The organism is Paenibacillus paludis (assembly GCF_042610515.1).
Taxonomy (GTDB): Bacteria; Bacillota; Bacilli; order Paenibacillales; family Paenibacillaceae; genus Paenibacillus_AQ.
Map to the genome: position 1 here is coordinate 273,206 of NZ_JBGJZP010000004.1, position 22,659 is coordinate 295,864.

The 22,659-nt window shown below is 45.3% G+C and carries 21 protein-coding genes and 1 pseudogene; 12 read left to right on the forward strand and 10 right to left on the reverse strand.

What is annotated here, in order from left to right:
- Genes ACAN56_RS10020 through ACAN56_RS10035 form a run of 4 tightly spaced genes read left to right on the forward strand, consistent with a single transcriptional unit; the run spans nt 1 to nt 3,566 of the window.
- Nucleotides 1–729 (forward strand): lantibiotic immunity ABC transporter MutE/EpiE family permease subunit, encoded by a 729-nt coding sequence (locus tag ACAN56_RS10020; protein WP_038598086.1) that lies wholly within the window; start codon nt 1–3, stop codon nt 727–729.
- Between the two features lies 1 nt (nt 730).
- Nucleotides 731–1,489 carry a lantibiotic immunity ABC transporter MutG family permease subunit gene (locus tag ACAN56_RS10025; RefSeq protein WP_038598088.1) on the forward strand — a complete coding sequence of 253 codons (759 nt, stop codon included), beginning with the start codon at nt 731–733 and terminating at the stop codon, nt 1,487–1,489.
- Between the two features lie 29 nt (nt 1,490–1,518).
- On the forward strand, nt 1,519–2,181 hold the full coding sequence (locus ACAN56_RS10030) for a response regulator transcription factor (RefSeq protein WP_038598089.1): 663 nt from the start codon (nt 1,519–1,521) through the stop codon (nt 2,179–2,181).
- Nucleotides 2,169–3,566, forward strand: a complete 1,398-nt coding sequence (locus tag ACAN56_RS10035) for a HAMP domain-containing sensor histidine kinase (protein ID WP_052092398.1) — start codon at nt 2,169–2,171, stop codon at nt 3,564–3,566. Before ACAN56_RS10030 ends, ACAN56_RS10035 begins: the two co-directional genes overlap by 13 nt.
- 26 nt (nt 3,567–3,592) lie before the next feature.
- Here ACAN56_RS10035 and ACAN56_RS10040 read toward each other — a convergent pair whose 3' ends face one another.
- The 7 genes and pseudogenes from ACAN56_RS10040 to ACAN56_RS10070 form a co-directional block, all read right to left on the reverse strand.
- Nucleotides 3,593–4,471: a MerR family transcriptional regulator gene (locus ACAN56_RS10040; protein ID WP_038598091.1), complete on the reverse strand. Its 879-nt coding sequence runs from the start codon at nt 4,469–4,471 to the stop codon at nt 3,593–3,595.
- Between the two features lie 212 nt (nt 4,472–4,683).
- Nucleotides 4,684–6,567 carry an AraC family transcriptional regulator gene (locus tag ACAN56_RS10045; RefSeq protein ID WP_038598093.1) on the reverse strand — a complete coding sequence of 628 codons (1,884 nt, stop codon included), beginning with the start codon at nt 6,565–6,567 and terminating at the stop codon, nt 4,684–4,686.
- A 77-nt stretch (nt 6,568–6,644) separates the two neighbouring features.
- Nucleotides 6,645–7,022 (reverse strand): annotated as a pseudogene (locus ACAN56_RS10050) (DinB family protein); the annotation flags it as partial.
- 139 nt (nt 7,023–7,161) lie between these two features.
- The gene (locus tag ACAN56_RS10055; protein WP_379142448.1) at nt 7,162–8,133 is read right to left on the reverse strand and encodes a helix-turn-helix transcriptional regulator; all 972 of its coding nucleotides are present in this window, start codon (nt 8,131–8,133) and stop codon (nt 7,162–7,164) included.
- A gap of 53 nt (nt 8,134–8,186) precedes the next feature.
- Nucleotides 8,187–8,576 (reverse strand): hypothetical protein, encoded by a 390-nt coding sequence (locus tag ACAN56_RS10060; protein ID WP_156130982.1) that lies wholly within the window; start codon nt 8,574–8,576, stop codon nt 8,187–8,189.
- Nucleotides 8,577–8,820: 244 nt separating this feature from the next.
- Nucleotides 8,821–9,606 (reverse strand): leucine-rich repeat domain-containing protein, encoded by a 786-nt coding sequence (locus tag ACAN56_RS10065; protein WP_156130983.1) that lies wholly within the window; start codon nt 9,604–9,606, stop codon nt 8,821–8,823.
- A 176-nt stretch (nt 9,607–9,782) separates the two neighbouring features.
- The gene (locus ACAN56_RS10070; RefSeq protein ID WP_379142451.1) at nt 9,783–10,331 is read right to left on the reverse strand and encodes a pyridoxamine 5'-phosphate oxidase family protein; all 549 of its coding nucleotides are present in this window, start codon (nt 10,329–10,331) and stop codon (nt 9,783–9,785) included.
- Nucleotides 10,332–10,554: 223 nt separating this feature from the next.
- Here ACAN56_RS10070 and pdxR point away from each other — a divergent pair, with 223 nt between their 5' ends.
- From pdxR to ACAN56_RS10085, 3 genes are all read left to right on the forward strand, one after another.
- Complete coding sequence (pdxR, locus tag ACAN56_RS10075) at nt 10,555–11,985, forward strand: MocR-like pyridoxine biosynthesis transcription factor PdxR (RefSeq protein WP_038598103.1); 1,431 nt, start codon at nt 10,555–10,557, stop codon at nt 11,983–11,985.
- A 191-nt stretch (nt 11,986–12,176) separates the two neighbouring features.
- A complete protein-coding gene (locus tag ACAN56_RS10080) occupies nt 12,177–12,488 on the forward strand; it encodes an ArsR/SmtB family transcription factor (protein ID WP_340895902.1) in 312 nt (103 codons plus the stop codon).
- A gap of 104 nt (nt 12,489–12,592) precedes the next feature.
- Nucleotides 12,593–13,780 (forward strand): MFS transporter, encoded by a 1,188-nt coding sequence (locus ACAN56_RS10085; protein WP_379142454.1) that lies wholly within the window; start codon nt 12,593–12,595, stop codon nt 13,778–13,780.
- A gap of 146 nt (nt 13,781–13,926) precedes the next feature.
- Here the strand turns inward: ACAN56_RS10085 and ACAN56_RS10090 are convergent, their stop codons facing one another.
- On the reverse strand, nt 13,927–15,327 hold the full coding sequence (locus ACAN56_RS10090) for a sensor histidine kinase (protein ID WP_379142457.1): 1,401 nt from the start codon (nt 15,325–15,327) through the stop codon (nt 13,927–13,929).
- Between the two features lies 1 nt (nt 15,328).
- Complete coding sequence (locus ACAN56_RS10095; RefSeq protein WP_379142459.1) at nt 15,329–15,976, reverse strand: response regulator transcription factor; 648 nt, start codon at nt 15,974–15,976, stop codon at nt 15,329–15,331.
- 233 nt (nt 15,977–16,209) lie between these two features.
- On the opposite strand from ACAN56_RS10095, the gene ACAN56_RS10100 reads away from it, so the two are divergent.
- From ACAN56_RS10100 to ACAN56_RS10110, 3 genes are all read left to right on the forward strand, one after another.
- Nucleotides 16,210–17,016: a hypothetical protein gene (locus ACAN56_RS10100; RefSeq protein WP_379142462.1), complete on the forward strand. Its 807-nt coding sequence runs from the start codon at nt 16,210–16,212 to the stop codon at nt 17,014–17,016.
- 1,045 nt (nt 17,017–18,061) lie between these two features.
- Nucleotides 18,062–18,301, forward strand: coding sequence for a hypothetical protein (locus tag ACAN56_RS10105; RefSeq protein ID WP_038598107.1), 240 nt, complete (start codon nt 18,062–18,064; stop codon nt 18,299–18,301).
- A 64-nt stretch (nt 18,302–18,365) separates the two neighbouring features.
- Nucleotides 18,366–19,787, forward strand: coding sequence for an MDR family MFS transporter (locus ACAN56_RS10110; RefSeq protein WP_379142465.1), 1,422 nt, complete (start codon nt 18,366–18,368; stop codon nt 19,785–19,787).
- A gap of 150 nt (nt 19,788–19,937) precedes the next feature.
- Here ACAN56_RS10110 and ACAN56_RS10115 read toward each other — a convergent pair whose 3' ends face one another.
- Nucleotides 19,938–20,681, reverse strand: a complete 744-nt coding sequence (locus tag ACAN56_RS10115) for a glycoside hydrolase family 16 protein (protein ID WP_052092399.1) — start codon at nt 20,679–20,681, stop codon at nt 19,938–19,940.
- A 153-nt stretch (nt 20,682–20,834) separates the two neighbouring features.
- Here ACAN56_RS10115 and ACAN56_RS10120 point away from each other — a divergent pair, with 153 nt between their 5' ends.
- A complete protein-coding gene (locus ACAN56_RS10120) occupies nt 20,835–21,755 on the forward strand; it encodes an ABC transporter permease (RefSeq protein ID WP_038598111.1) in 921 nt (306 codons plus the stop codon).
- A gap of 15 nt (nt 21,756–21,770) precedes the next feature.
- Entirely contained in the window at nt 21,771–22,655 is an 885-nt protein-coding gene (locus ACAN56_RS10125; RefSeq protein ID WP_379142468.1) for a carbohydrate ABC transporter permease, read from the forward strand.
- Nucleotides 22,656–22,659: the final 4 nt, after the last annotated feature.

Consider the following 22,659-nt stretch of genomic DNA (forward strand, 5'->3'; position numbering starts at 1 on the left):
ATGCTTTGTCATATTAGGGCTGAACGTTTAAAATGGCGGGGCACTTTTATCCCTAAGCTTGTCTGGCTAGCACCTGTGTTCACGATGCTCCTTTGCGCCATTTTAATGGGCGGACGCTTATTTCAAAGCGGGGCTTACAACTGGTGGTACACGATGCTCTTGCCCGGAGCGCTGACCCTAACCTGTTCACTGACTCTACATAAAGACGCTAAGATGAAATACCGTGGTCTACTGGCTCTGCCTGTTGATCTGAAGACACTCTGGGCCGGGAAAATAATTGCCTGTGCGGAATGGCTATTAGTCGCTATCCTCCTGTTCCTGGTTGGCATTACGTCGGGCGGAATGTTGTTCGGCCAATCCATTCCGCTGCTGAACAGTTTGGCTGGCAGCTTCCTGATCTTCGTCACATTTCTGTGGCAGATTCCACTGTGTCTGTTCCTGGCTGCACGACTCGGATTTTTCGCCGCTGTTCTGCTTAATATGTTCGGTAATGTCATGGGTGTCGTTGCCTTCGATACCGGAGGACTGTGGGATTTTGTGCCTTATACTATTACTTTCAGGCTCATGTGCCCGGTTCTGTCGATCCTGCCGAACGGTCTCCCCGTACCGGTGGACAGTCCGCTGAGAAGCACGGAAATGATTCTTCCGGGTGCCCTGATCTCCCTGGCCTGGTTCGGATTACTTTCCCTCCTTACTGCGCTATGGTTCCGTAAGCAGGAGGCGAAGTAACATGGCTTCACTACTGGGATTGCTGAGAGCGGATCTGCTCAAAAGCCGGCATACGCCGTTTCTGCTAATTCATCTGCTGGCTCCTCTTATCGGAGCTGGCATATTCTTAGCGTACTATTCGTACTCCCCGTGGAGTGCAACCGACAAAGCACTGGCGTTTATGCAGTCTCTAGGATGCGCATTTCCTACCCTGATCGGGCTGGTCTGCTCCATGTCGGTGGAACAGGAAGCGGCTGCAGGACAGTTTCAAAGCATGCTTGCTATACCCGCAAACAAAATTACAACCTATATAAGCAAGCTGCTTCTCCTGCTGTTGTTTGGCTATGGAGCCGTCCTGTTTGCTTACAGCCTTTTTGGCCTGGGGTTCGGCGTGATTTTGCAGCAGGACAGATTGGGAATGCCCTTTTACATCACCGGGGCAGTTATTCTGTTTGGCAGCAATATGTTTCTCTACCTTCTTCATCTGACAGCCAGCCTGCGCTTCGGAAGAGGCGCTTCCATCGGGGTAGGGATTGTGGGGAGTCTGGTCGCTGCCTTAATGCTTACCGGGCTAGGTGATGCCATCTGGCCGTATATTCCCTTCGCATGGGGCGTCCGCTTCATCTCCCTGTGGACAATCCACGCTTCCGGTACGACAGTATCCCCCGCTGTATCGGGGCTGAGCACCGGAATTACGGTCTGGCTGCTGGGAACAATACTGGCTGCTCTTCTGTGCGCTGCATGGTTCCAGCGGTGGGAAGGACGATCAACCGATAATTAGACATACAACTTACAATCGAGGGAACGAATATGGCAAAAATACTCGTGGTAGACGATGAACCCGCCATCCTGTCGCTGATCCGCAACGCGCTTATTACTGACAATCATCTGGTGACAACGATCTCTGATTCTACACAGGTGTGCCGGAATGACCTTGGCGCGTATGATCTTATTTTGCTGGATGTGATGATGCCGGGTGTGGACGGCTTTACACTTTGCCGGGAAATACGCGCGGCGGTGGATTGCCCGATCCTTTTTTTAACAGCCAAAACACTGGAAAGCGATCTGATGTACGGCCTCGGACTGGGGGCAGATGATTATATTGTGAAGCCCTTTGGCATAGGTGCGCTGCGGGCACGGATTGGCGCCCATCTCAGGAGGGAAAGCAGGGAGCGGCGGAATGTTCTATATCTGGAGAATGTACACTTCAACCTCTCCGGTAAAGAACTGTTGGTCCAAGAGGACAAAGTGCCTCTGACCAAAAGCGAATATGAAATTTGCGAATTTCTGGCCCGCAGCCGCGGACAGGTCTTCTCCAAAGAACATATTTATGAAGCGGTCTTCGGATTTGACGGAGAAAGCGACCGCAGCGCCATTACGGAGCATATCAAGAACATCCGCGCCAAGCTGAGCAAATACGGGATCGACGCGATTGAGACTATCTGGGGGATTGGATATAAGTGGAATCTGTGAAACGAATCAAAACAGTGCGCCTTCGCACCTTTTTCCTGCAATACCTCTTGTTCTTAAGCACAGGGACGATTCTGCTGCTGGTGCTTGTACTTGGCTTGTTCACACTGGCGTTTTCCTCCAATATTATACTGCCTGCTAACTATGCCGAGAAGGAGATTACTGCGTTCAAGGAGCGTCTTGCCTCAAGCAGAACAGTAACGCCCGATAGCGTTCCGGGAATGGTAGATTATACGGTTTTCACCCAGGAAGGAGAACTTCTCGCCGGTAATCTGAGCCGGAGTGAAGCAGCACATGCCTGGGAGATTATACAGCAAGGCAATACTCAGGACTCTCATTTCTATACAACCGCCCAGCACGGACAGGAGATCTGGATATTCCGGTATAGCTTAACACCGCAGTATGCATCCTCCTTGCTGCGCAGCTATCTGCCGAATCCTCAGCTGCTGGGAGTGCTGCTCTTCATCTTGGGAATTTTGCTCCAAGCGGCCTTGCTTGCTGCCCGGTTCGGCAGAAAACTCACGGAGAAAATGGCAGGATTACAGGAAGCGACAGAGAACATCCAGCGCGAGAATCTTGAGTTTACCGTCAAGCCCAGCGGTATCCGCGAAATCGACGATGTGCTGGTCTCACTGGACCGGATGAAAGAAGCCCTGCACACTTCACTTAAGCGGCAGTGGGAGCTGGAGCGTTCCCGCAGAGAGCAGATTTCCGCGCTGGCCCACGATATCAAAACCCCGCTTACCGTCATTCGGGGAAATGCGGAGCTGCTGCAGGAGACGACACAGAATGCTGCCCAGCTGGAATATAACGGATACATTCTTCGCAGCGCCGAGGATATTGAAGCCTTCGTACAAGAGGTTATTGATCTGTCCAGCATGCAGGCCAGCTTTGTTCGTCAGAAATCGCTGGTAAGTACAGCGGAGATTCTTGGAGAATTAGAGCTGCAGATGAAGGCTCTGTCCTCCGGCAAGGACCTGCATACGCTTGTCCATAAGGATACTCTTCCAGCATTTCTTTTTATAGATAAGGAGCTGTTTCAGCGGGGCATCATCAATGTCATCGCCAATGCGGTCGAGCATACGCCTCCGCAGGGGAGCGTTGCTTTGCTGGTCCGGGGGGATGACGCTGCTGTTCATTTCACGGTTACGGATACGGGGAACGGCTTCTCGCCAACCGATCTGAAAGAAGCCGCCACCCAGTTCTACAGAGGGGACCAGAGCCGAAGCTCCGGCAATCATCACGGGATGGGGCTGTACATTGCCGAGTCCGCCGCCCAGCAGCATGGAGGGAGCTTAACTATAGCAAATATGTCCTCCGGCGGAGGGAAGGTGACTATGAGCATTCCTGTTTCTACGGGAGTCAGGGATGGTTATGGGCAGGAGTAACGAGTTGCTCTTGTGGTGTCCCTAGATTATTTCACTTTTACGGGTTCGAATAAATTCAGATAATATTTGCTTCCACAACCATCTGGATTGTCATTACGAATGTGTTCTTCCAAGCATAGTCTTGAACGGTCAGATTTGTACTTATTATGCTTGGACAAGTGACGCATTAACGTTTTCCATGAATCACCTATATCATCACTGCTTTCAAGCATGGCGTATAGGCCCCCGGGTAACATCATTTCTTTTAAATGTTTTGGAACATCCGTACCATCTGGGATTGTAGCACACATACCATAACCATATGGGGTACCCAGATGACTTGGCATTGGCTTCACATTACCACCAAATAAACGTGCTGTGCCCAGTAGGTTTGCCGACTTAATCCAATCCAGCACCGGTGCCATTGCCTCATCTTCTGGGGAAACACCTATAGCAATATTGTAGGCCACCCTCATAGGAGGAAGGGTAATAATTTTGATTATGTTGGCTTCTTTCAAATTGCTCATTAATAAATCCTCCGTCTCAGTAAGGATCTCATCCAGACTAGACAAACAGTCTGCGTTTTGCTTTTGAAGGAGTTTCAAGACCCGGCCTAATTGCTGTTCAAAAAGGAGTACTTCTGCTCTCTGCAACTTTAGAGTGGAGATTTTATTTGCAATAACCGTGCTAAGCTGTGAAGGGGACTTGTTTGCGATAACAGATTTTATATCCTTTATCGGAATATCCATTTTGCGAAGTACTGCAGTAATTCGTATACATAAGAGTGCATTTTCATCATAAATTCTCCAGCCAGAGGAGGTATCCCTTGAACTTTTAAATAGTCCCTCTGATTCCCAGTGGCGCAAAGTGCGACTCGTCAGTCCCATCTGCTCCGACAATTTATTGATTGCAACAGATCTGTTCATCCTGGTCTCCTTTCCGAGCTCTCAAAGTTATAATAGCACTTGACGCTGCGACAACTTCAAGAGTGTTCCTTCTCTAAAATGAGATTACTTGCCCCTACTTATGATAAGGTTCACCGAAGCATTTGCAAGGCAAAATTATAGGGCACCCGATTGGATGCCCTAATGTTTGGAACAGGAGTGTGGAGCGGCAGACATTGGCTGTGTAAAGGAATTTAGAGGCTTGTCAGCCAGGCTGCCAATTCTTCGGTCTGGCTCAGAATAGCTATCGGGTCCCAGTAGCCAGAGCGATCACTTGTCCATAAAAACACATGATCATTTTTGACTGCTGGAAGCGCCCCCCAGATCGGGTCTGCTTTGAGTTCATCCAGCGTTTCCGAATCGGAGGTCAGTATAATATAATCTCCCGCATACTTTGGCAATACTTCCGCAGAGAATGAAGCCCAGCCGGGATCGGCCATTTCGGCTGTGACAGCCGCTGGAGGCTTAAAGCCGAATCCATTGTATACCGGCTGTCCGCCTTTACCGAAGCCGGTTCCGACAGCCATCAAGCTTTTTTCACTCATTTCAATAACTGAAAATGTGCTGTCTGCAGGTATAACCTTCAATACGTCTTCTTTGGCACTGGCGGTACGTGTGTCATAATCGGCAAGCCAGGCCTTCGCCTTTTCTTCTTGGCCAAGCAGCTCGCCGAAATATGCGACCTCCTCATGTACCGTTTTTAAGGAAGCGTACGGAATGACGACAATAGGCGCTATTTTTGACATCTGCTCATTCAGCTCAGGATAGAAGTCATCCATAATAATCAAGTCCGGTTCAAGCGATAAGATTTTCTCTACATTGCCATTACCGTCCCCTATATTATCAACATCTTTCAAATATTCCTGGAAGTAAGGATTTTTAATATGATGATCGGATGTTCCGATGGGTGTAATGCCAAGCGCAATAAGACTACCAAGATACTCCCCCGCAACGATTCGTTTCGGATGAAGCGGTACCTCTACATCACCGTTAACCGTTGTAACGATTTTGGTCTGCGGCTGCTCCACAGCATCATTCGTGCCGCATGCGCTCAGCATCAGAATGAAGCTTAGCAGCAATACTGATGCCAGCGTAGGCCTTGAATGTTTAAACATGAATGAATCTCCCTCTCTGATACCATGATACTGATAATCGTTATCAATGATATTAGTATAGTTAAATGGTTCAGGAGGGACAATGGAGGATTCCATGGTTATGGCAGGACAATCTTCTAGTATCTTCTTGCCGGCATGCACTTCTCTATAACGAATTGGAGAAACACCCTTGTATTTTTTGAACAGCCTGCCCAAATAGCTTGGGTCTTGATAGCCGATGCCCTCAGCAATTTCCTTCAGTGTAGCATCTGTTTCAAGCAGCAGTGCCGCTGCCTTATCCATGCGCACCTTGATTAAGTAGTCAATTGGGCTAAGCCCTGTACGGATTTTAAAATAAGAGGATAAATGGGGAATGCTGTAATTCACGCTTTCCGCCAGTGATTCCAGCGTAATAGACTCCGCATAATGTTCATGGATAATAGCGGCGACCTGAGCTGCCAAATCACGTTTCGCCGGGCTTACACCGTGCACCTGTATTTGATGAAGCAGATCATGCACAAACTGATAGAGTAAGGTCCGAACGCGCAGATGCACAAGTGGTTTCTGTTTCTCCCACTCCTTGAACATTTCACTCAATATCCGATGCAGCGCTACCGGGCTGCCCGGCGTTATACTGTACGAATGATCAAAGGAACGAGCCGGATCCAATAATGCGGCAAGCTCTGCGGGTACCGGAGGGTTCATACTCACTTTATAATAAACGCTATAATAATCCATGCCTTCGCTGCCCGCGACTATGTTGAGTACATCACCTTTACCTGCATGAAGCACTGTGAACCGCTGCAGGCGATGAAATTGCTCTCCCAGATAAGCTGTAGCCTTGCCGCGAACCGACATGAGAAACAGGTTTGAGGGTACAGAATAGGAACGAATGGATTCGCCAGCGCTAATCGTGGTGCGGCGAATATCTATGACTTTGCAATTCGCGTGATTCCAAGAAACCATAAGATCATTGATGTCCATGCCGCAGCCCCGCCTCCACTCTCAAAATTCTGTTTTATTTCATAATGGCCCCGCCATACGTGCTGCCCAGCTTACCGTTAACCTTCCTGCCGTTCTATCAAATAGAACAAATAATCGGTCGGGACCCCGGCGTACCCTTGCTGCCTCAGCATCGCGGTCACATTGCCCCGGTGATATGTCCCATGGTTGACCACATGCTGCAGGATGCCGGAGAAATGCGTATCGAGACGACCGTACTTCGGATGCTCGATCGTCATCGCCTTGTCCGGGTCTGGCGTACGCCGCAGCAAATCGCGAAACTGTTCGGGGACGCCAGCGAACAGCCGCCGCATCTCGTCCACGGTTTTGCCCTGTGCTTCTTCCGCCCAGCCCGGGATTTTCGGGAAAATCTCCTCGTTCGGAGCTTCCGCCAGTACGGACATATAGAGCTTTTCGTACAAATACATGTGCCCAAACAGGATATTCGTATAATTGCTGCGGATGTTGAAGCATGTATGAATCCACCTTTCCTTTATTCATCGTCGTTTGGCCGCCACTGCCGCAGCCTTATCTCTATCGTATGCCGGGTTCGCTGACAACCGTTGTCAGCGGAGTTCAATCGGGATCGTCTTCGTAATGTTTTGCGATTCCGTAAGCCATTTCCTGAATCTGACGCTTCAGCTCCAGCGGCTCCCGTATACAAATGGCCGGACCAAACGTCAGCAAATACATCGGAAGGTACTTGTTCATCGTCGGAACGTCGAGCAGAAACCGCGCCGCACGATCGGTCCTTTCCGTCAAATAGTGGCGTAGATACCAGTGGCGGCAAACCGCGTTCAACGTGTCGGGCTCCCCCTCGATACGGATGACCGTCAGCGGTCCGTCCGCCTCCCGTTTCCGCTTAGACTGGTCGTGGAAATAGGCAGACGCGGAGAAATGCTCCGGCTTTTCGAACCGCGCTTCGGTTGGCTCCAGCCGCGCGATACGATCTACGCGGAACGTCCGCATTGCCAGCGACCGATGGCAAAACGCGACAACATACCATTCGTTCCGGTCGTAAGCCAACCCGTATGGATCGACGTTACGTTCGTCGGCCTGTCCTGCGTTCTCCTTACGATAGGCGATGCAGACCGTTCGCCCATCCTTCGCCGCCTGCTCCAGGTCCCGCAACAACAGAACACCGGAAGGCGGACGCACCGGAGAAATCACATCCAAGCCACTCGTCTGGCGGGACAGATCGTCGCGCTGCTCTTCGTGCAGCCCATTCTTCACTTTCTCCAATGCGCTTTCCAGCTCTTCGGTATACGGATAGCCAGCACCTTGCGCAAATTTGAACGCGTCCACAAGCGCCTTCAGCTCTACGGAATTGAAGAATAATGGCGTCTCCCTGAAGCTTTCCAGAATGTGAATGCCGCCGTCGTGGCCCGATTCCGCAACGACTGGCACACCGCTGGCGCATAATGCGTCGATATACCGGTACACGGTGCGGATGCTGATCTCCAAACTGTCCGCGATCTGTGCGGCGGTGAGTTTCCTACCGGAGCGTAGCATCCAAAGCATGGATAGCATATTATCCCATTTTGCCAACGGGAGCACCCTCTTTCCTCGCGAAAATGTGTTCGGAAGTGACTCTTTACTACCTACGGGTAGATAACTTCCGTCTGTTCATCAAAATATCCAGCTTCGGATAAGACAATCTCACTCAGATCATATTTTACAAATATCCGTAAGGACCTAGCAATATGATCCCCATAATTCTCCCCAAAGTAAATACTGTAATAATCCCTTTGATCTACCTCATTACTTTTACTATCTGGTCTTTTTTCGACTACAACAAAATAAATAGGATCGCTCAATTGTTCTTCGTCTTCATTTGTATCAGGCCAATCCTTTAGTTTTACTGTAGTTTCGTTTAAATCGCTGTATTTAAGAACAAAGGAAAGGATCTCATCATCTGACGAATTACTGTTATTGCATCCGACAATGAAAAGAAAAGTGAGAATGAAAAAAAACCGGATAACCTTCATCAATCTGGGGGTCCCTCCAATGAAAATAAATAGGTTTAAAACGGTATTCGTTTGGGCTGTGGTACGATAAGCAGATACTTAGGGGGTGTCCCAATAGCCCTCAAATGGCTTGGTACACCCCCTCACTATTTTTTGCTTTAATAACTTTTCTTTGATCCAACGTTAAATTCTCGATTAGTTGCCCTCTTCCGTGGAAGCAAAGCCGCATTGCGGACTCAGGCAAATCCGGTTCAGATCGACGTATTGCTTACTCCGGCTGAGTATCCCCGTTATCTTCCAAATTTACTATGACACCATTGTTCTCCAGCTCTTGGATAACCTGCTCCGCTTGCTCATTCAGCGGGTTGTTTGCCAAAGATACTTCTTGTAATTGGGGCAACGTTTCGAGCACTTCAATATCCTGGATGAGGTTATCGTCTAGATAGAGATGTTCCAATGTTGGATGATTTTTTAACGGCGTCAAATCTTGAATTTTATTCCCGCTCAGTAAGAGCCATTCTAACTTCAATTTCTTAATGGGACTTAGGTCTTCCACCTGATTGTTGCTGGCAAGAAGATCGGTCAGCTTATTTAGATTTTTTAACGGCACTAGACTTTTTATCATGTTACCGTCAACAACCAGCTTCTCTAGAGAACTTAACCCGGAAATCGGTGAAAGGTCAGTAATCTGATTCTCCTCAACTGCTAAGAACGTTAACTTTTTCAACTTGCTTAGCGGTTTAATATTCTTTATCTTTTGGCCGGGCAGAAATAAGCTCTCGATGTTAACCGCATATTCAAGACCTTGTAAACTGGTGATTTTAGCCTTAGATTCGCTAGGATACAAAGATTCCAGCTTCTTCAAATCAACTGCCTTCAGTTCTTTCTTAGCCGGCAGCTCTAATTCCGCGCGAACGGCTTTCGCCAAAGCCGGGTCTGTAATGACGGATGCAGCCCGAATGGATGTAGCCGGTAAGAATACGAGAACCAAACAAATCACGATGATATTTTTCATTAGCTTAGCAGGCATATACATTCTCCTTTTCAAGCACATTGAATAAGTGCCATTCCTTACCTTTATCGGATTTCACTGCAAAAATGTTCAGCTTAACCTGTTGAATTCAATCAAAATAATTAAAATTTATACCGAAAAAATACCCTAAAACTATATCACATAGTCATAGGGCATTCGCGCTAAATTTTGAAGAAATATGAAAGCATATCTTGTCATTAAATCTCTCGTCCGACATTCGTGTCCGTTCTATACATTTTTTCTGCTTCAATAGGACTTTCTTTTGCTGTCATATGGTGCGGAATTACCCGGTAAACTTGAACCGGTCCGCCGAATACAGCCGACCTATACTTGTCCACATGCTGCTTGGACAAGGGGCGGTTATAATAGCCGGGTACGTATTTATTGATCAATCCCTGAAGTACATGAGTGGCTTCGTCCAAATCTTTGATCGGCTCTGCTTGTCCAAATATCATTACGCTCATATAAGCCGTATCCGTTTTAGCAGGTACCGGGTCCGTAATGGTCCCGTATTCCTCACACACCGTAAAACACACCTCTGGATTTTTGCTCATGACCTGATTACGTCTTCCATCGCCAGCCCCGTGAATATAGAGCTTCCCCTCAGACCATACATAATTTAGCGGTACAACATAAGGGAGGTTCCCATCAACCAACCCAAGATATCCAATTCTCGCTTGCTGCAGGAAGCTTTCAATTTTCTCCTGATCCTTGCATTCCCTGGTCTTGTAACGAACTGGATCCATTTCGAAATCTCTCCTTTCACTCATGAGATATTCATCCCACTCCAATAGTTTGAACTCCGATACTCTTCTAGAGTGCGGCAACGACTCAGATTGCAAATACCAGCGTTATTACGGTAGTATATCAGTGAATGGAGTGCCTTTTAAGATCCAAAGATTAAGGTTATGAGCAATCCATAACTACTTAATATTTTATGATTGGAGCTACTATTTGGAGGTATACACGATGATGAAAGTAATTCGTAATGATAAGAGACCGATCTGGCAGCAATTGCTTGATCAAGCCATTCATAATATTACAAGTGGAATCTGGGCTCCAGGAGAATTGCTGATTCCTTCCCGCGAACTCGCTCACCAGATAGGCGTCTCTCGCTCTACTATACAGATCGTCTATGAGGAATTGCTAAGCCGAGGCTATACGGTTACATCCCGGCGAGGAGGAACGCGGGTTAGTAAATGGAATCAAATCACTGAGTCAACGAAGGAAATCATAGCAAATGGCCCTCTGCCTCCCTCACTTCCCTTGTTGAACTCGGCGGTCGATCAATTACAGGACTGGTTCAGAGGCAAAGAACATGGAGAAGCGGATATTGATTTTAGTCCCCACGAACCTTATTTGGATGGACATTTTCAAAAGAACTGGCGGCAATCGTTTCTCCACGCATCCGCTGCAATGGACTTATCAAGCTGGGCTTACGGCAACCCCTACGGTCTCACACCATTACGTGAGCAAATCCAGCGTTATTTATCACTTGAACGAGGTATCCATATCCAAACAAATCAGATTCTGTTGACCTCAGGAGCTCAGCATAGCATTGACTTAATCGCACAATCGCTTTTATCTGATGGGGACACTGTCTCTGTAGAAGATCCCGGTTTTCCAGCTTCCTGGATGGCGATGAACTATCGGCGTATGAATGTGGTGCCCGTCCCCGTTGATGCGCATGGTCTTGTGGTTGACCGTATTCATCCACAATCCAAACTGATCTTTGCGACTCCTTCGCACCAGTGCGCAGTCGGGGTCGTTATGTCGGAGCCGCGCAGGCAACAACTGCTGCATAAGGCCGCGCAAGAACAATTTTGGATCATTGAGGACGATTATGACAGTGAATTTCGATATCGTGGGGACCCGCTTCCCACACTCTTTAGTCAGGCATCTAATAATACCTTGTACCTCATGAGTTTTTCTAAAATGATTGCTCCAGGCATTCGTATTTCGGCTATCGTTGGATCTGCCGAGGCAATTGCTCAACTAGCCAGGGTACAGGAGCTGACTTACCGTCATCTTCCGATTATGGATCAGCTCACACTAACCCACTTCATCAAGAATGGACATTTTATGCGCCATATGAGAAGAGTCAGAAATGTGTACCGACGAAGACACGAAGCTATGACAAAGGCTATTATGGCTAGCGGTTTAGGGGAACGCTTCACACTAAGTGGAGTAGAAACGGGATTGCATATGTTACTTGAAGCTGAAGAATCATACGACGAAGAAACCGTGACAAAGTTAGCCCTTCAACAGGGAATACGTGTATACCCTCTTGGACCTTATTGTTTGGAAAGCAAAAGGAAGGGATGGGTGTTGGGGTTTGCAAAAGTAGATGAAGCATCGATTGAGCAGGGAATCCATCGTCTTGCGGAGCTGATCTTATAGGGTCATGTTCACAAGCTAATTAGGCTTCAGTAGGGGTTCTATCCTCAGGGGCTGTAATACGAACCAGGAAGACGATGTTTTATGGTCGATTTTCCGTTGCTTGTCGCTTATTCTAGAAACAAAATTTTTATGCTACCGGAGTTATTGTATATGAAAATTGACATATCTATATAATTAGATATAATGGGGCTATGGAAACCATGATGATCTTTAAAGCTTTGTCCAATGATACCCGTGTGAAAATTTTGGAATGGTTAAAAAATCCGGATGAAAATTTTGGACCGCAATTGTATTTGCCAACGGATGCTGACTTTAAAGGAGGGATTTGTGTAGGTAGCATTCAGGAAAAAACGGGATTGGCACAATCCGTGATTTCCAGCTATTTAATGGTCATGAAGAAAGCTGAACTTCTAGAATCAAGGCGATTTGGACAGTGGACCTATTATCGGAGAAATGAAGAAACCATTCGTAAATTTGCCGACTATATCAAGAATGAAATGTAGGTAACCAGAATATAGGGTTACCTGCTCATTTTTAGATAATATATCCATAATAATAGATATATAGAAATAAGGAAAAACATTGTGTTACAAGGAGAAAAGAAATCGTGAAAAGAATCAGTCCACTATTTTTTATTGCGTTGGGTATATTTGGAATTATAAATACCGAACTTGGTGTAGTCGGAATTTTGCCAATGGTCATGGAGAAATATAACGTTACTGCAGGACTAGCTGGAATGCTTGTTAGTTCGTTTGCACTTATTATTGCCCTTTTTGGCCCATGGATGACGCTATTGCTGTCAAGATTAAATCGTAAAACTGCATTGACTGGCATTCTGATTATTTTTGCCGCTTCCAATTTGATGTCAGTTTTTGCTCCGAATTTTTATATGCTTATGGCTCTCCGAATGATTCCAGCTTTCTTTCATCCGGTTTATTTCTCCATTGCCTTTGTACTAGCCACTGAATTATCAGTAAAGGAGGAAGCCGCGAAGGCGAGTGCAAAGGTATTTCTTGGGGTAAGCATGGGCATGGTGCTCGGGATCCCGCTTTCTTCCTATATTGCCAATCAATTTTCACTTGGTACCTCATTTTTATTTTCTGCCCTAGTGAATATCATTGCGTGTGTTGGAATAGGAGTAATGGTTCCAGCCATGTCGGCAAAGGAGAAAATCTCTTTTGGAACACAGCTTGCGATATTACGAAAACCCGCTTTATGGTTAAATAGCTGTGCTGCTTGCTTCATATTTGCTGCTATGTTTTCTGTATATAGTTATTTTGCGGAATATTTAGGACAGAGGTCTGATATGAGCGGGAAACTTATTAGCGTGATGCTTATGATTTTCGGAATTAGCGGTGTGGCAGGAAATTGGTATGCTGGAAAGCTATTAAGCCATCGTATGTCGAAAACAGTGCTGCTTTATCCTGTCGCTTTAGGAATATGTTATTTACTTCTTTATTATGTGGAAACACCCCTTATTCTCATAAGTGGGATTATCATTGTGTGGGGAGCTGTTCATACGAGTGGACTTATTGTAAGTCAAATTTGGCTGACATCGGAAGCTTCAGAAGCACCGGAATTTGCCAACAGTTTATATGTGTCTTTTTCAAACTTAGGCGTCACGATGGGTACGGCAATAGGAGGTTGGTTTATATCACGATTAGGAGTAGGAGAAGTCGTTTGGAGCGGTTTACTTTTTGTAGTATTGTCTCTTTTGTGTATCGTCGTAAAAATAATATGTTTTGACTTACATGCTAAACCCAATGTGAAATCTATGGTTACGGAAGAAGATTGACGGAACTCGTTTCTGTAGTCACACCTAAAGGGGATGTCAATTGCTGGAGGTGAGTTTTTAAGGCCATCCTTCGCTGAATGGCCTTATGTCTATCCAGCTATGATTTAAAGCCTCTTCCTAAAGTAAGGTTCTTAGCATCTTTTAAGTTAACATTCTTGAAAAATTACCTTCACTATTGTTTTTTCATTAGGCTTTGAAGAAAAAGATAACTCTGCATGATGCTTCTTAGCAATCTGCGCACATAATGCGAGTCCCAATCCATTTCCCCCTTCTTTTCTGCTTCTTGCCTTATCTACTCTATAAAATGCTTCTGTCACCTGAAGAAGCTGCTCCTCTGTCATTCCCTTTCCGTTATCTTCTACTTTAATAACTTTTTTCTCTTCTTCAAAATAAGCTCTCATCGTAATTTTACCTTTTGTGCTACATGCCTTTATTGCATTGTCTACTAAGTTCACAACCATACTTTCTATTAAATCTTCATTTCCTTTTATTTCTTTCAACTCATTGTAATATACTAATTCTATTCCTTTTTCTTTGAGCTTAATATTTTCGGTTTGATGAATTTTTTTAAACAACTTTTCTATATCAATTGATACCATTTCTATTTCTTTTTCTTCTCGTATTATTACCAATTCCAATAAACTTTCCGAAATATTTTTTAACCTTTTACTCTCTGATAAAATATAATTGGTTGCAGCATACTTAGCTTCCTCACTTAAATGCGTCTTCTGCATATATTCAGCATATCCATAGATTGCAGTTAATGGAGTTCTTAATTCATGTGCCAAATCATCTATCAATCTCTGCTTTTCTCTCGCATGGTTCTCAAGCTCTTCCATCTGATATTGAATTTTATCCGCCATCGTATTAAAACTTTGTACAACCTCTGCGATTTCTTCGCCACCCCTAATCTCTAACTTTTCTTTGTACTCACCATTGGCAATCTTATTTGAGATACATGAAATTCTTTCTAGTGGTTTAAAAAGATATTCTAATAAAATAAACAAGCATATACTTAAAACTCCTGAAAATATTATACTTGCAGTAAATAAGGAGTTATTCATCTTTTCCCACTCGTTTACTATATCTGTTATGTCTGCATAATAGACTAATGCATATTGGCTATACGGCTCTGGTAAGTACCCGCATATTTGTATGTATTTCCTTCCATCTAGTGTTACAACAGTTATCTCCGTTATATCTTTTTCTATATTTATTTCTTTATCACTTAATGTCGCTTCTATAGGTAAACTTGAATATCTTCTCTCTTTATCTTTATAAATCTGTAAATAAATTTTTTGAACTTCATATTGCTTATTATACATATCATAAGAACGAGCAATAGCAGCATCTGTTTCATAACCTCTATTTTTCATAGCCACTATGTCTTTAGTCATACTATTTACTATAAAATTATGCTCTCTTAGATAGCTCCTCTTAATGCCTGAAAGGTTATGTCTTGTATTAACAATACTAAATACCATAATCCCAACATTAATAAACAATAGAAATAATACCAAAGTCCAGATGTAGGTTTTATTTTTCATACTACACCTCTAACCGATAACCTAGTTTATACACTGTTACAATTCTTTTCTCCAACCCCAACTTTTTTCTCAGCTTCTGAATATGGACATCTACCGTTCTTGTCTCTCCCATGTATTCAAATCCCCATACCAGCTCTAAAAGCTTCTCTCTTGATAAAGCAATATTTCTATTTTTTATGAGTACCTCTAATAGCTCAAATTCCTTAGGTGTATATTCAACTACTTTATCCTTCAAAAAAAGCCTTCTACTATGAAGTTCAACCCTAACATTATCTATACAAAATGTATCTTCATCCTTCTTGGTTCGTCTTAATATAGCTTCTACTCTTGCAAAAAGCTCTAACATTTCAAAGGGTTTTGTCAGATAATCATCTGCTCCCATGACAAGCCCCTTTACCCGATCCTCTACGCTTCTTTTAGCCGTTAAAAGAATAGCAGGAATACCCTTTACTTGTTCCAATACCTCAAACCCATCCATTTTAGGCAACATAATGTCCAGTACAACTAAATCAAAACTTTTATTCTTTATCATTTCTACGGCTGTCTCACCATCCATAGCGAAATAGCAGGTATGCCCTACCAAACTTAAGTTTCTCCTTATTAATTCATTAATTGCCTCTTCATCTTCTACTACCAGAATATCTGCCATGCTTTCACCCCATCATATTAAGCAACTAATATCCTTTACACTTGAAATCTGTACATAGATGTACTATTCTATTTGGAAATGTATAAATATTTCACTTATTATCTCACATTAAAACTTCAACATTAATGATATTTCTTTTTTTTACAACTCTGAAACAACTTTATAATAGTACCAATGTATTTTCTTGTTATTTTTATTTTGTATTAAAAAACAATAACAAGGAGGACAATAAAATGTCTCGAAAATCATCAGATCCAAGAAATGTCGTAAAAAACGGTTTTAAAAGTATTAAAATCATTACCTTTATAGGTGTCTCTTTCCTGCTGCTCACACAAGTCGCAGTAGCTGGTGAACTAAAAACTGTAGACAAGGTTCCTACTGCTTACAATGTCTCTAAACTTTCCTACTTAGTGGATAGACAAATTCCTGCTGGCTATGTAAAGGCTAATTATAAGGCTATCTATGCCCCTTACACTCAAAGTAAAGCACCTAGTCCTAAAGATTTATCTTTACAAGAAGCTGCTGAAATAGCTGCCCAGGAGATATTTAAATTTTCTGACGTAACACTTGATAATCAAACGCTTCAAATGTCCTATTCACCTCAAGCTGGTCAATCTAGTTCTACGTGGTGGGCTCAGGTAGACATTACACCCTTCTATAGTTTTTCAGTTGAAGTGGATGGAGGTACAGGTGAACTAATTCGCAGCAAATGCACTGGTGGTCCTAATATAGACAATGAGTTTGTTATTGATTCACCTTCAGCCGATAAACTCATATCTGAACGACTCGATGCTGGTACTAAACAATTTACTCTTGATGGCTCATACGCAAAAGTCGAAAATCTTATCACCAAAAAAGGCTATATAACTGAACCTATTAAATCCATAACATATCAGTGGATATCTGCTGATGCATTCGCAGTAATTTCACATACCTTTGATGTCACAACTGCTTCTAATAAACTCTATCGTGCTTCACTCTCTCAAGATCTTACTCAACTGAGAGACTACTATAGGGTTTTAAGTACGGAAAATAAATAATTTTGCAACTATGAAGCCCCTGCAGATATCAATGTTATACCAGAAAAGGCACCCATTTGGGTGCCCAGGCTGTCGAGAAAGTCTCGACAGCCTTGTTTATATGCAATTAGTTTAAAGCAGCATCGCGTTAATGTTGTATAATATAGGTAACTATATGGTCGGCGGACGTGTTCTCGTAACCGGATCTGCCCATGTGAAGGCCAATGCGAATAAACGAAACTTAGAGAACCCATGGAGCTCATTAGCATCCGCAGCTAAAGTAAAAGTAAGTGCCGTTGTTCAAACAAGTGGCTATATAACAGCGTAAAGCTATATTCCATAATAGGAATGATACTATCCCCACATTTTTTATTTACTGTAAAAAACGTACTTTATATCTGTTCCAGTTGCTCTTGTAATTCCTCGCCGGAAATATAGAATCCCTTCTGGCTTCCCGTTGCTGTAACGGCATCTTGCGGACTTTGGTTAAAAATAACCCTGCATACGCTCGGCTTGGAATAGTGGCCTGTCGGATCTATATAGTATTTACTTGTAATAATATTATTCAAATCAATTTCGGCATAAGCGATTCCTTCCAGTTCTCTTGGTATCGGCTCTGAGACAATGAGACCATTAGGACTGATAATACCGGCATGGCCTTCGCCGATAGTCTGTGGTACGCCCTGCTTATGATACGGATCACCTTAACGAGTCTATCGGCGAAAAATGCAAAAGGAGCTGCCGCGGCATGCTCCTTCGTTTGATATTCTTATGGAATTTTATTCTCATGATTTGCATGACAGGCTGACGATTCGGTGCCGTAGGCACTTCGAAAAGTCGGTCTTTTTATTGATTTATCTTGCAGAGTTAACTGGCACGTTATAATACTCCCCTAATCTCATCCCGTCAAGAGATAATGTGTGAATTAGCGGCGTAGCGGGGAATCCCCCCTTATACTTTCGAAATATGAATGAATTTCCGAGTATGGAGAGCGATATCGCTTTTTCCAATTCATCCGGTTTCACGTAAAATTTACTTCAGGTTGATGGGGAAAAGGAGGCTCTGCATGCACAAAGTGATCAAAATCAAATTTACGCTCTTTTACGGCGAAGCACCTGAAGCAGATTGTTACGGGTACATGGAGTTGAATCGGGATGGCAATATGATCGCGCTCTATAACAGGTATGGCGAGGAAATAGACATGTATGGCGGACATGAATTTATCAGGGTGCGGACGCTTGGCAAATTCGATAACGAAGACCGCGATAATTTTTACTCCTTGTTAGAAAGTGATGGTGTGGGGTAATCTGCACGGCAGGCTGGCGGTTTGGTATCAAGGCACTACGAAATAACTATTCGGGAGGTAGAAAATGAACAACCGGATTCAAGAGGCAAGTGGAATGAAGAGAGGGCCGATGTTAACCGCACTACTCATCGGTGCATTTGTTGCCTTTCTTAACGAAAATTTGCTTGCTAATGCGCTTCCTGGATTGATGCGGGAATTCAATGTTGCTGCCGCGACCATACAGTGGTTATCGACAGGTTATATGCTCGTTATCGGTGTACTCGTGCCGGTGACCGCATTACTGCAGCAATGGTTCACAACTCGCCAGATGTTTATGTCTGCGATGGCATTATTTTTGGCCGGTACCTGCTTGTGTGCAGTATCCCCGGGATTCGGAATCTTGCTGACGGGCAGGGTTATTCAGGCTTGCGGTACAGGATTATTGATCCCGTTGATGATGAATACGATTCTCGCCCTCTATCCTCCAGAACGCCGGGGTGCCGCCATGGGTCTCATGGGGCTGGTCATCATGCTTGCCCCTGTCATCGGGCCGACTTTGTCTGGTTTGATTATCGATACCTTACACTGGCGCTGGCTGTTCTACATGGTGATTCCTGTCGCACTGTTTTCGATGATTTATGCATTCATCTACTTAAAGAATGTGACAGAACTGACCAAGCCAAGGGTCGATCTTGTGTCCATTGTGATGTCAACCGCCGGTTTCGGCTGCGTCACCTACGGCTTCAGCCAAACAAGTGTCTCTCTTGGGCCTAAAGGTTACGGATTGATTGCAATAGGCAGCCTTTTCTTGCTCTTGCTAGTATGGCGACAGCTCAAGATCAAAGAGCCGTTGATCGATCTTTCAGTATTCCGGCATCATACTTTTTCTCTCGTTGCGGTATTGATTGTTATTCTGATGATGGTTCTATTCTCCACAACAACATTGCTGCCGTTCTATATGCAGGATGTGATGAAGTTGACAGCATTCGCGACAGGCTTACTTCTTATGCCAGGTAGCATTTTGAACGGGATCCTGATGCCGGTGTCGGGGAAATTATTCGATAAATTCGGACCGAGACGCGTAATTGTGCCCGGTCTGCTCCTGATCGCCATATCGTTGTGGCTGTTTGCCGGCATCGACAGTGATACAACACAAGGTTCCGTGCTGTTCAATCATGTCCTCTTATTCGTAGGCATGTCATTCGTCGTCATGCCGGCTCAGACGGCAGGATTGAATCAACTTCCACGTCACCTGGTCCCTCATGGCACAGCCATATACAATACGCTTCAACAGATTGCAGGTGGAATTGGCATTGCATTGTTCGTCGGCATCATGTCGTCTGGAGCCACTCGTTATCTTCACCATTCGCTCGATCCCACTGCAATGCATGAGAAGACACAAAGCATGGTTTCCGGTCTACAAACGGTTTTTTGGATTGAATTTATTCTTGCAATACTTATTTTGGTGCTGGGTTGGTTTATCAAAAAGACACCTGAGCATAATTGATTCATTGCTATATAGATTGAACTTATAATTCTTCTATTTTGGGATTGGCCGTGACTACAGAGAATGTTTGGACTTCCAACCGCTGTTAGGTTTCGATTTCTTTTCCCTAAATGTATATTCTCAAGTTCAATCTAAATAGTCAATTTCATCCTACGCATAAAGCCAAACCCCCGCCACCGTCATCAACCCGGGCAGCACTGCCTCGTCCACCTCCACGTTGTCGTACCATCCGCCCACGGCCAGGTTAAGCAGCAGATAGAAGGGCTGGTCGAACGGCATGATGCCCGGCTCCAGCTGGCGCTGCGCGAAGCAATACCCGTCTACCAGCCAGCGAATAGAACCCGCATCCCATTCCAGCGTATAATCGCGGAACTCATTGATGGTTCCGTCTTCAAGCTCGTGGGTGAATTCCTCAACCACTTTGCTGTCAAGGTCCTTTCCGTAGTGCAGCGTGCCGGCGATCTGCCGGGGTAGGCGGCCCTTGGCCTCCAGAATGTCGAGCTCTCCGGAGGCTGGCCAAGGCCCGTATGCCAGATCCTGCGGCAGCAGCCAGATGGCAGGCCATAGACCCTGCCCTACCGGCAGCTTGGCGCGTATGACAAGCTTACCGTAGCAGAAAGAGAAGTGATTCCTTGTATCCAAACGGGCCGATGTATACGCAAAGCTCCGTCCATCCTTCTCAACTTTTTCAAGACACGCGCGCAGGTTTAAGCCGTACTCATCGAAATAGAGATTGTTCGGGTGACCCGTATAGAACTGCTGCTCGCCGTTCCCCCAACCGGCATAGACGGGATTATCGTTATTATCAAGCAGATCGTTGCCTATACGGATGTTCCAGAGACTCAAATCACCTCCGCCGTTCACAAAATCCTGCTCCCATATCAGCTTACTCATCCATGACACTCTCCTTTCCATTTAACCACAGCATAATGCATTTCAGTGCCCGGCCCGAATGAATCCAAAAAAATGGGATAGGGTCAAAAATCATGCCCTTTTTTTCCCGGGTCTTTTTTCTTACGATGAAAAGGAAGGGGGGGGACACGAGACATGTTTCAATTTCAAACGAAACAAATGAAAGCGTTTTTTAGACAGTGGCAGATGCAAAGCATGGTCATTCCGGGAATCATCTGGATGTTGATCTTTTGTTATTTTCCGATGCTGTGGCTCATTATCGGCTTTATGGACTATAGTATCGCGAAGCCTATGCTGGAGTCGCCGTTTGTCGGACTGAAGCACTTTCAGGATTTTGTGACGGACGACCGGTTCTGGCGTTCGATCCGCAATACGCTGGGGATGAGCAGCATCAAGCTTGTGCTGGGGTTTCCGATTCCGATTTTGTTTGCTCTGCTGCTGGGCGAAATCCGCAGCCTGCGCTTCAAGCGCACTGTGCAGACCATTTCGTACCTGCCGCACTTTATCGCCTGGACGATCTTCGGCGGCATCGCGCTCAACTGGCTGGGCGAAGGTGGTGTGGTCAACCAGCTGATGATGACACTCGGACTGCAGAACCGCGAAATTCTCTTTAACAGCGACCCGAAATATTTCTGGTGGATTACCTTTTTTACCGATACGCTGAAGGAAACAGGCTGGAGCGCCATCATCTACATCGCGGCTATATCCGGCATCGACCCTGGTCTGTACGAGGCCGCAGAGCTTGACGGAGCGGGCCGCTGGCAGCGCATGTGGCACATTACCGTGCAGAGCATCCGTCCGACCATTGCTATTCTGTTCATCCTCGCCGTCAGCGGTATTCTCGGCAGTAACTTTGAGCAGATCTTTATGTTAAAAAACAATATGAACATGAAGATGGCCGAGAGTCTCGATCTCTATATCTATAACATGGGACTTGTGTCGGGGCGCCATTCTTTCTCAACAGCCGTTTTATTTGCCCGTTCCATCGTGGCGCTGGGGCTGCTGTTTATGGCGAATCAGACATCCAAAAAATTAACTGGCGACGGCATTTTCTAGAAAGGGGGCCAACCGGTGAAAAGACGCTCAGGACTAAGGGGCATCGGAGTATTTGAAGTCTGCAACGCCCTCCTGATGCTAGGGGTATGCTTTCTGACGCTGTACCCCATGTGGTTCGTGCTTATTAACTCGCTTAACGCGCCGGAGCAGGCGTTGCTGGGCACCGTCAACTGGTTCCCGGAGCAGTTCTCGCTGGCCAGCTACAGCGTCGTATTTAACGACAAGACAATGATGAACGGGTTCGTAATTACGACCCTGCGCACTGTAATCGGGTCGGCTGCACATGTCTTTTTTACCGCCATAATAGCTTACGGCATGAGCAAGACGACGCTGATCGGCCGCAAGCTATATATGAAAATCGCCCTGATTACCATGCTCTTTTCAGGCGGACTCATTCCAACGTTTATCCTGATGACGAAGCTGGGCCTGTACGACAACTTCTGGGTATTCGTCATTCCCGGCATGTACAGCTTTTTCAATATGGTCATCTTCATGAGCTTTTTCCGCACCATTCCAGACAGTCTCGAGGAATCGGCCAAGGTAGACGGGGCATCAGATTACGGCGTGCTGTTCCGGATTGTACTGCCTAACAGCATGGCTGTAATCGCTACCATCTCACTGTTCTCAGCAGTCTATCACTGGAACGATTATTATCAGGGTGTTATCTATATCCGCTCGCAGGAGATTCTGCCTTTGCAGACCATTTTGTACAAAATCATTGCCGAAAACTCCATGTCCTTCATGCAGCAGCAGGCGATGGCCCAGTTCGGGGCAAGGCTGCCCGGCAACTCCATAAAGTTCGCCTCCATGATGGTGGCTACCCTGCCGATTCTGGTGTTCTATCCCTTCATTCAGCGTTATCTGGTCAAAGGGGTGATGATCGGCGCTATTAAGGGGTGAACCG

Coding starts and splice junctions, on each gene's coding strand:
- pdxR (WP_038598103.1), top strand. CDS start 10,555: ATGATGAAAGTAATTCGTAATGATAAGAGACCGATCTGGCAGCAATTG.
- ACAN56_RS10065 (WP_156130983.1), bottom strand. CDS start 9,606: ATGTGCTTGAAAAGGAGAATGTATATGCCTGCTAAGCTAATGAAAAAT.
- ACAN56_RS10100 (WP_379142462.1), top strand. CDS start 16,210: ATGTCTCGAAAATCATCAGATCCAAGAAATGTCGTAAAAAACGGTTTT.
- ACAN56_RS10110 (WP_379142465.1), top strand. CDS start 18,366: ATGAACAACCGGATTCAAGAGGCAAGTGGAATGAAGAGAGGGCCGATG.
- ACAN56_RS10040 (WP_038598091.1), bottom strand. CDS start 4,471: ATGAACAGATCTGTTGCAATCAATAAATTGTCGGAGCAGATGGGACTG.
- ACAN56_RS10080 (WP_340895902.1), top strand. CDS start 12,177: ATGGAAACCATGATGATCTTTAAAGCTTTGTCCAATGATACCCGTGTG.
- ACAN56_RS10105 (WP_038598107.1), top strand. CDS start 18,062: ATGCACAAAGTGATCAAAATCAAATTTACGCTCTTTTACGGCGAAGCA.
- ACAN56_RS10030 (WP_038598089.1), top strand. CDS start 1,519: ATGGCAAAAATACTCGTGGTAGACGATGAACCCGCCATCCTGTCGCTG.
- ACAN56_RS10120 (WP_038598111.1), top strand. CDS start 20,835: ATGTTTCAATTTCAAACGAAACAAATGAAAGCGTTTTTTAGACAGTGG.
- ACAN56_RS10070 (WP_379142451.1), bottom strand. CDS start 10,331: ATGGATCCAGTTCGTTACAAGACCAGGGAATGCAAGGATCAGGAGAAA.
- ACAN56_RS10090 (WP_379142457.1), bottom strand. CDS start 15,327: ATGAAAAATAAAACCTACATCTGGACTTTGGTATTATTTCTATTGTTT.
- ACAN56_RS10095 (WP_379142459.1), bottom strand. CDS start 15,976: ATGGCAGATATTCTGGTAGTAGAAGATGAAGAGGCAATTAATGAATTA.
- ACAN56_RS10045 (WP_038598093.1), bottom strand. CDS start 6,567: ATGGACATCAATGATCTTATGGTTTCTTGGAATCACGCGAATTGCAAA.
- ACAN56_RS10025 (WP_038598088.1), top strand. CDS start 731: ATGGCTTCACTACTGGGATTGCTGAGAGCGGATCTGCTCAAAAGCCGG.
- ACAN56_RS10115 (WP_052092399.1), bottom strand. CDS start 20,681: ATGAGTAAGCTGATATGGGAGCAGGATTTTGTGAACGGCGGAGGTGAT.
- ACAN56_RS10020 (WP_038598086.1), top strand. CDS start 1: ATGCTTTGTCATATTAGGGCTGAACGTTTAAAATGGCGGGGCACTTTT.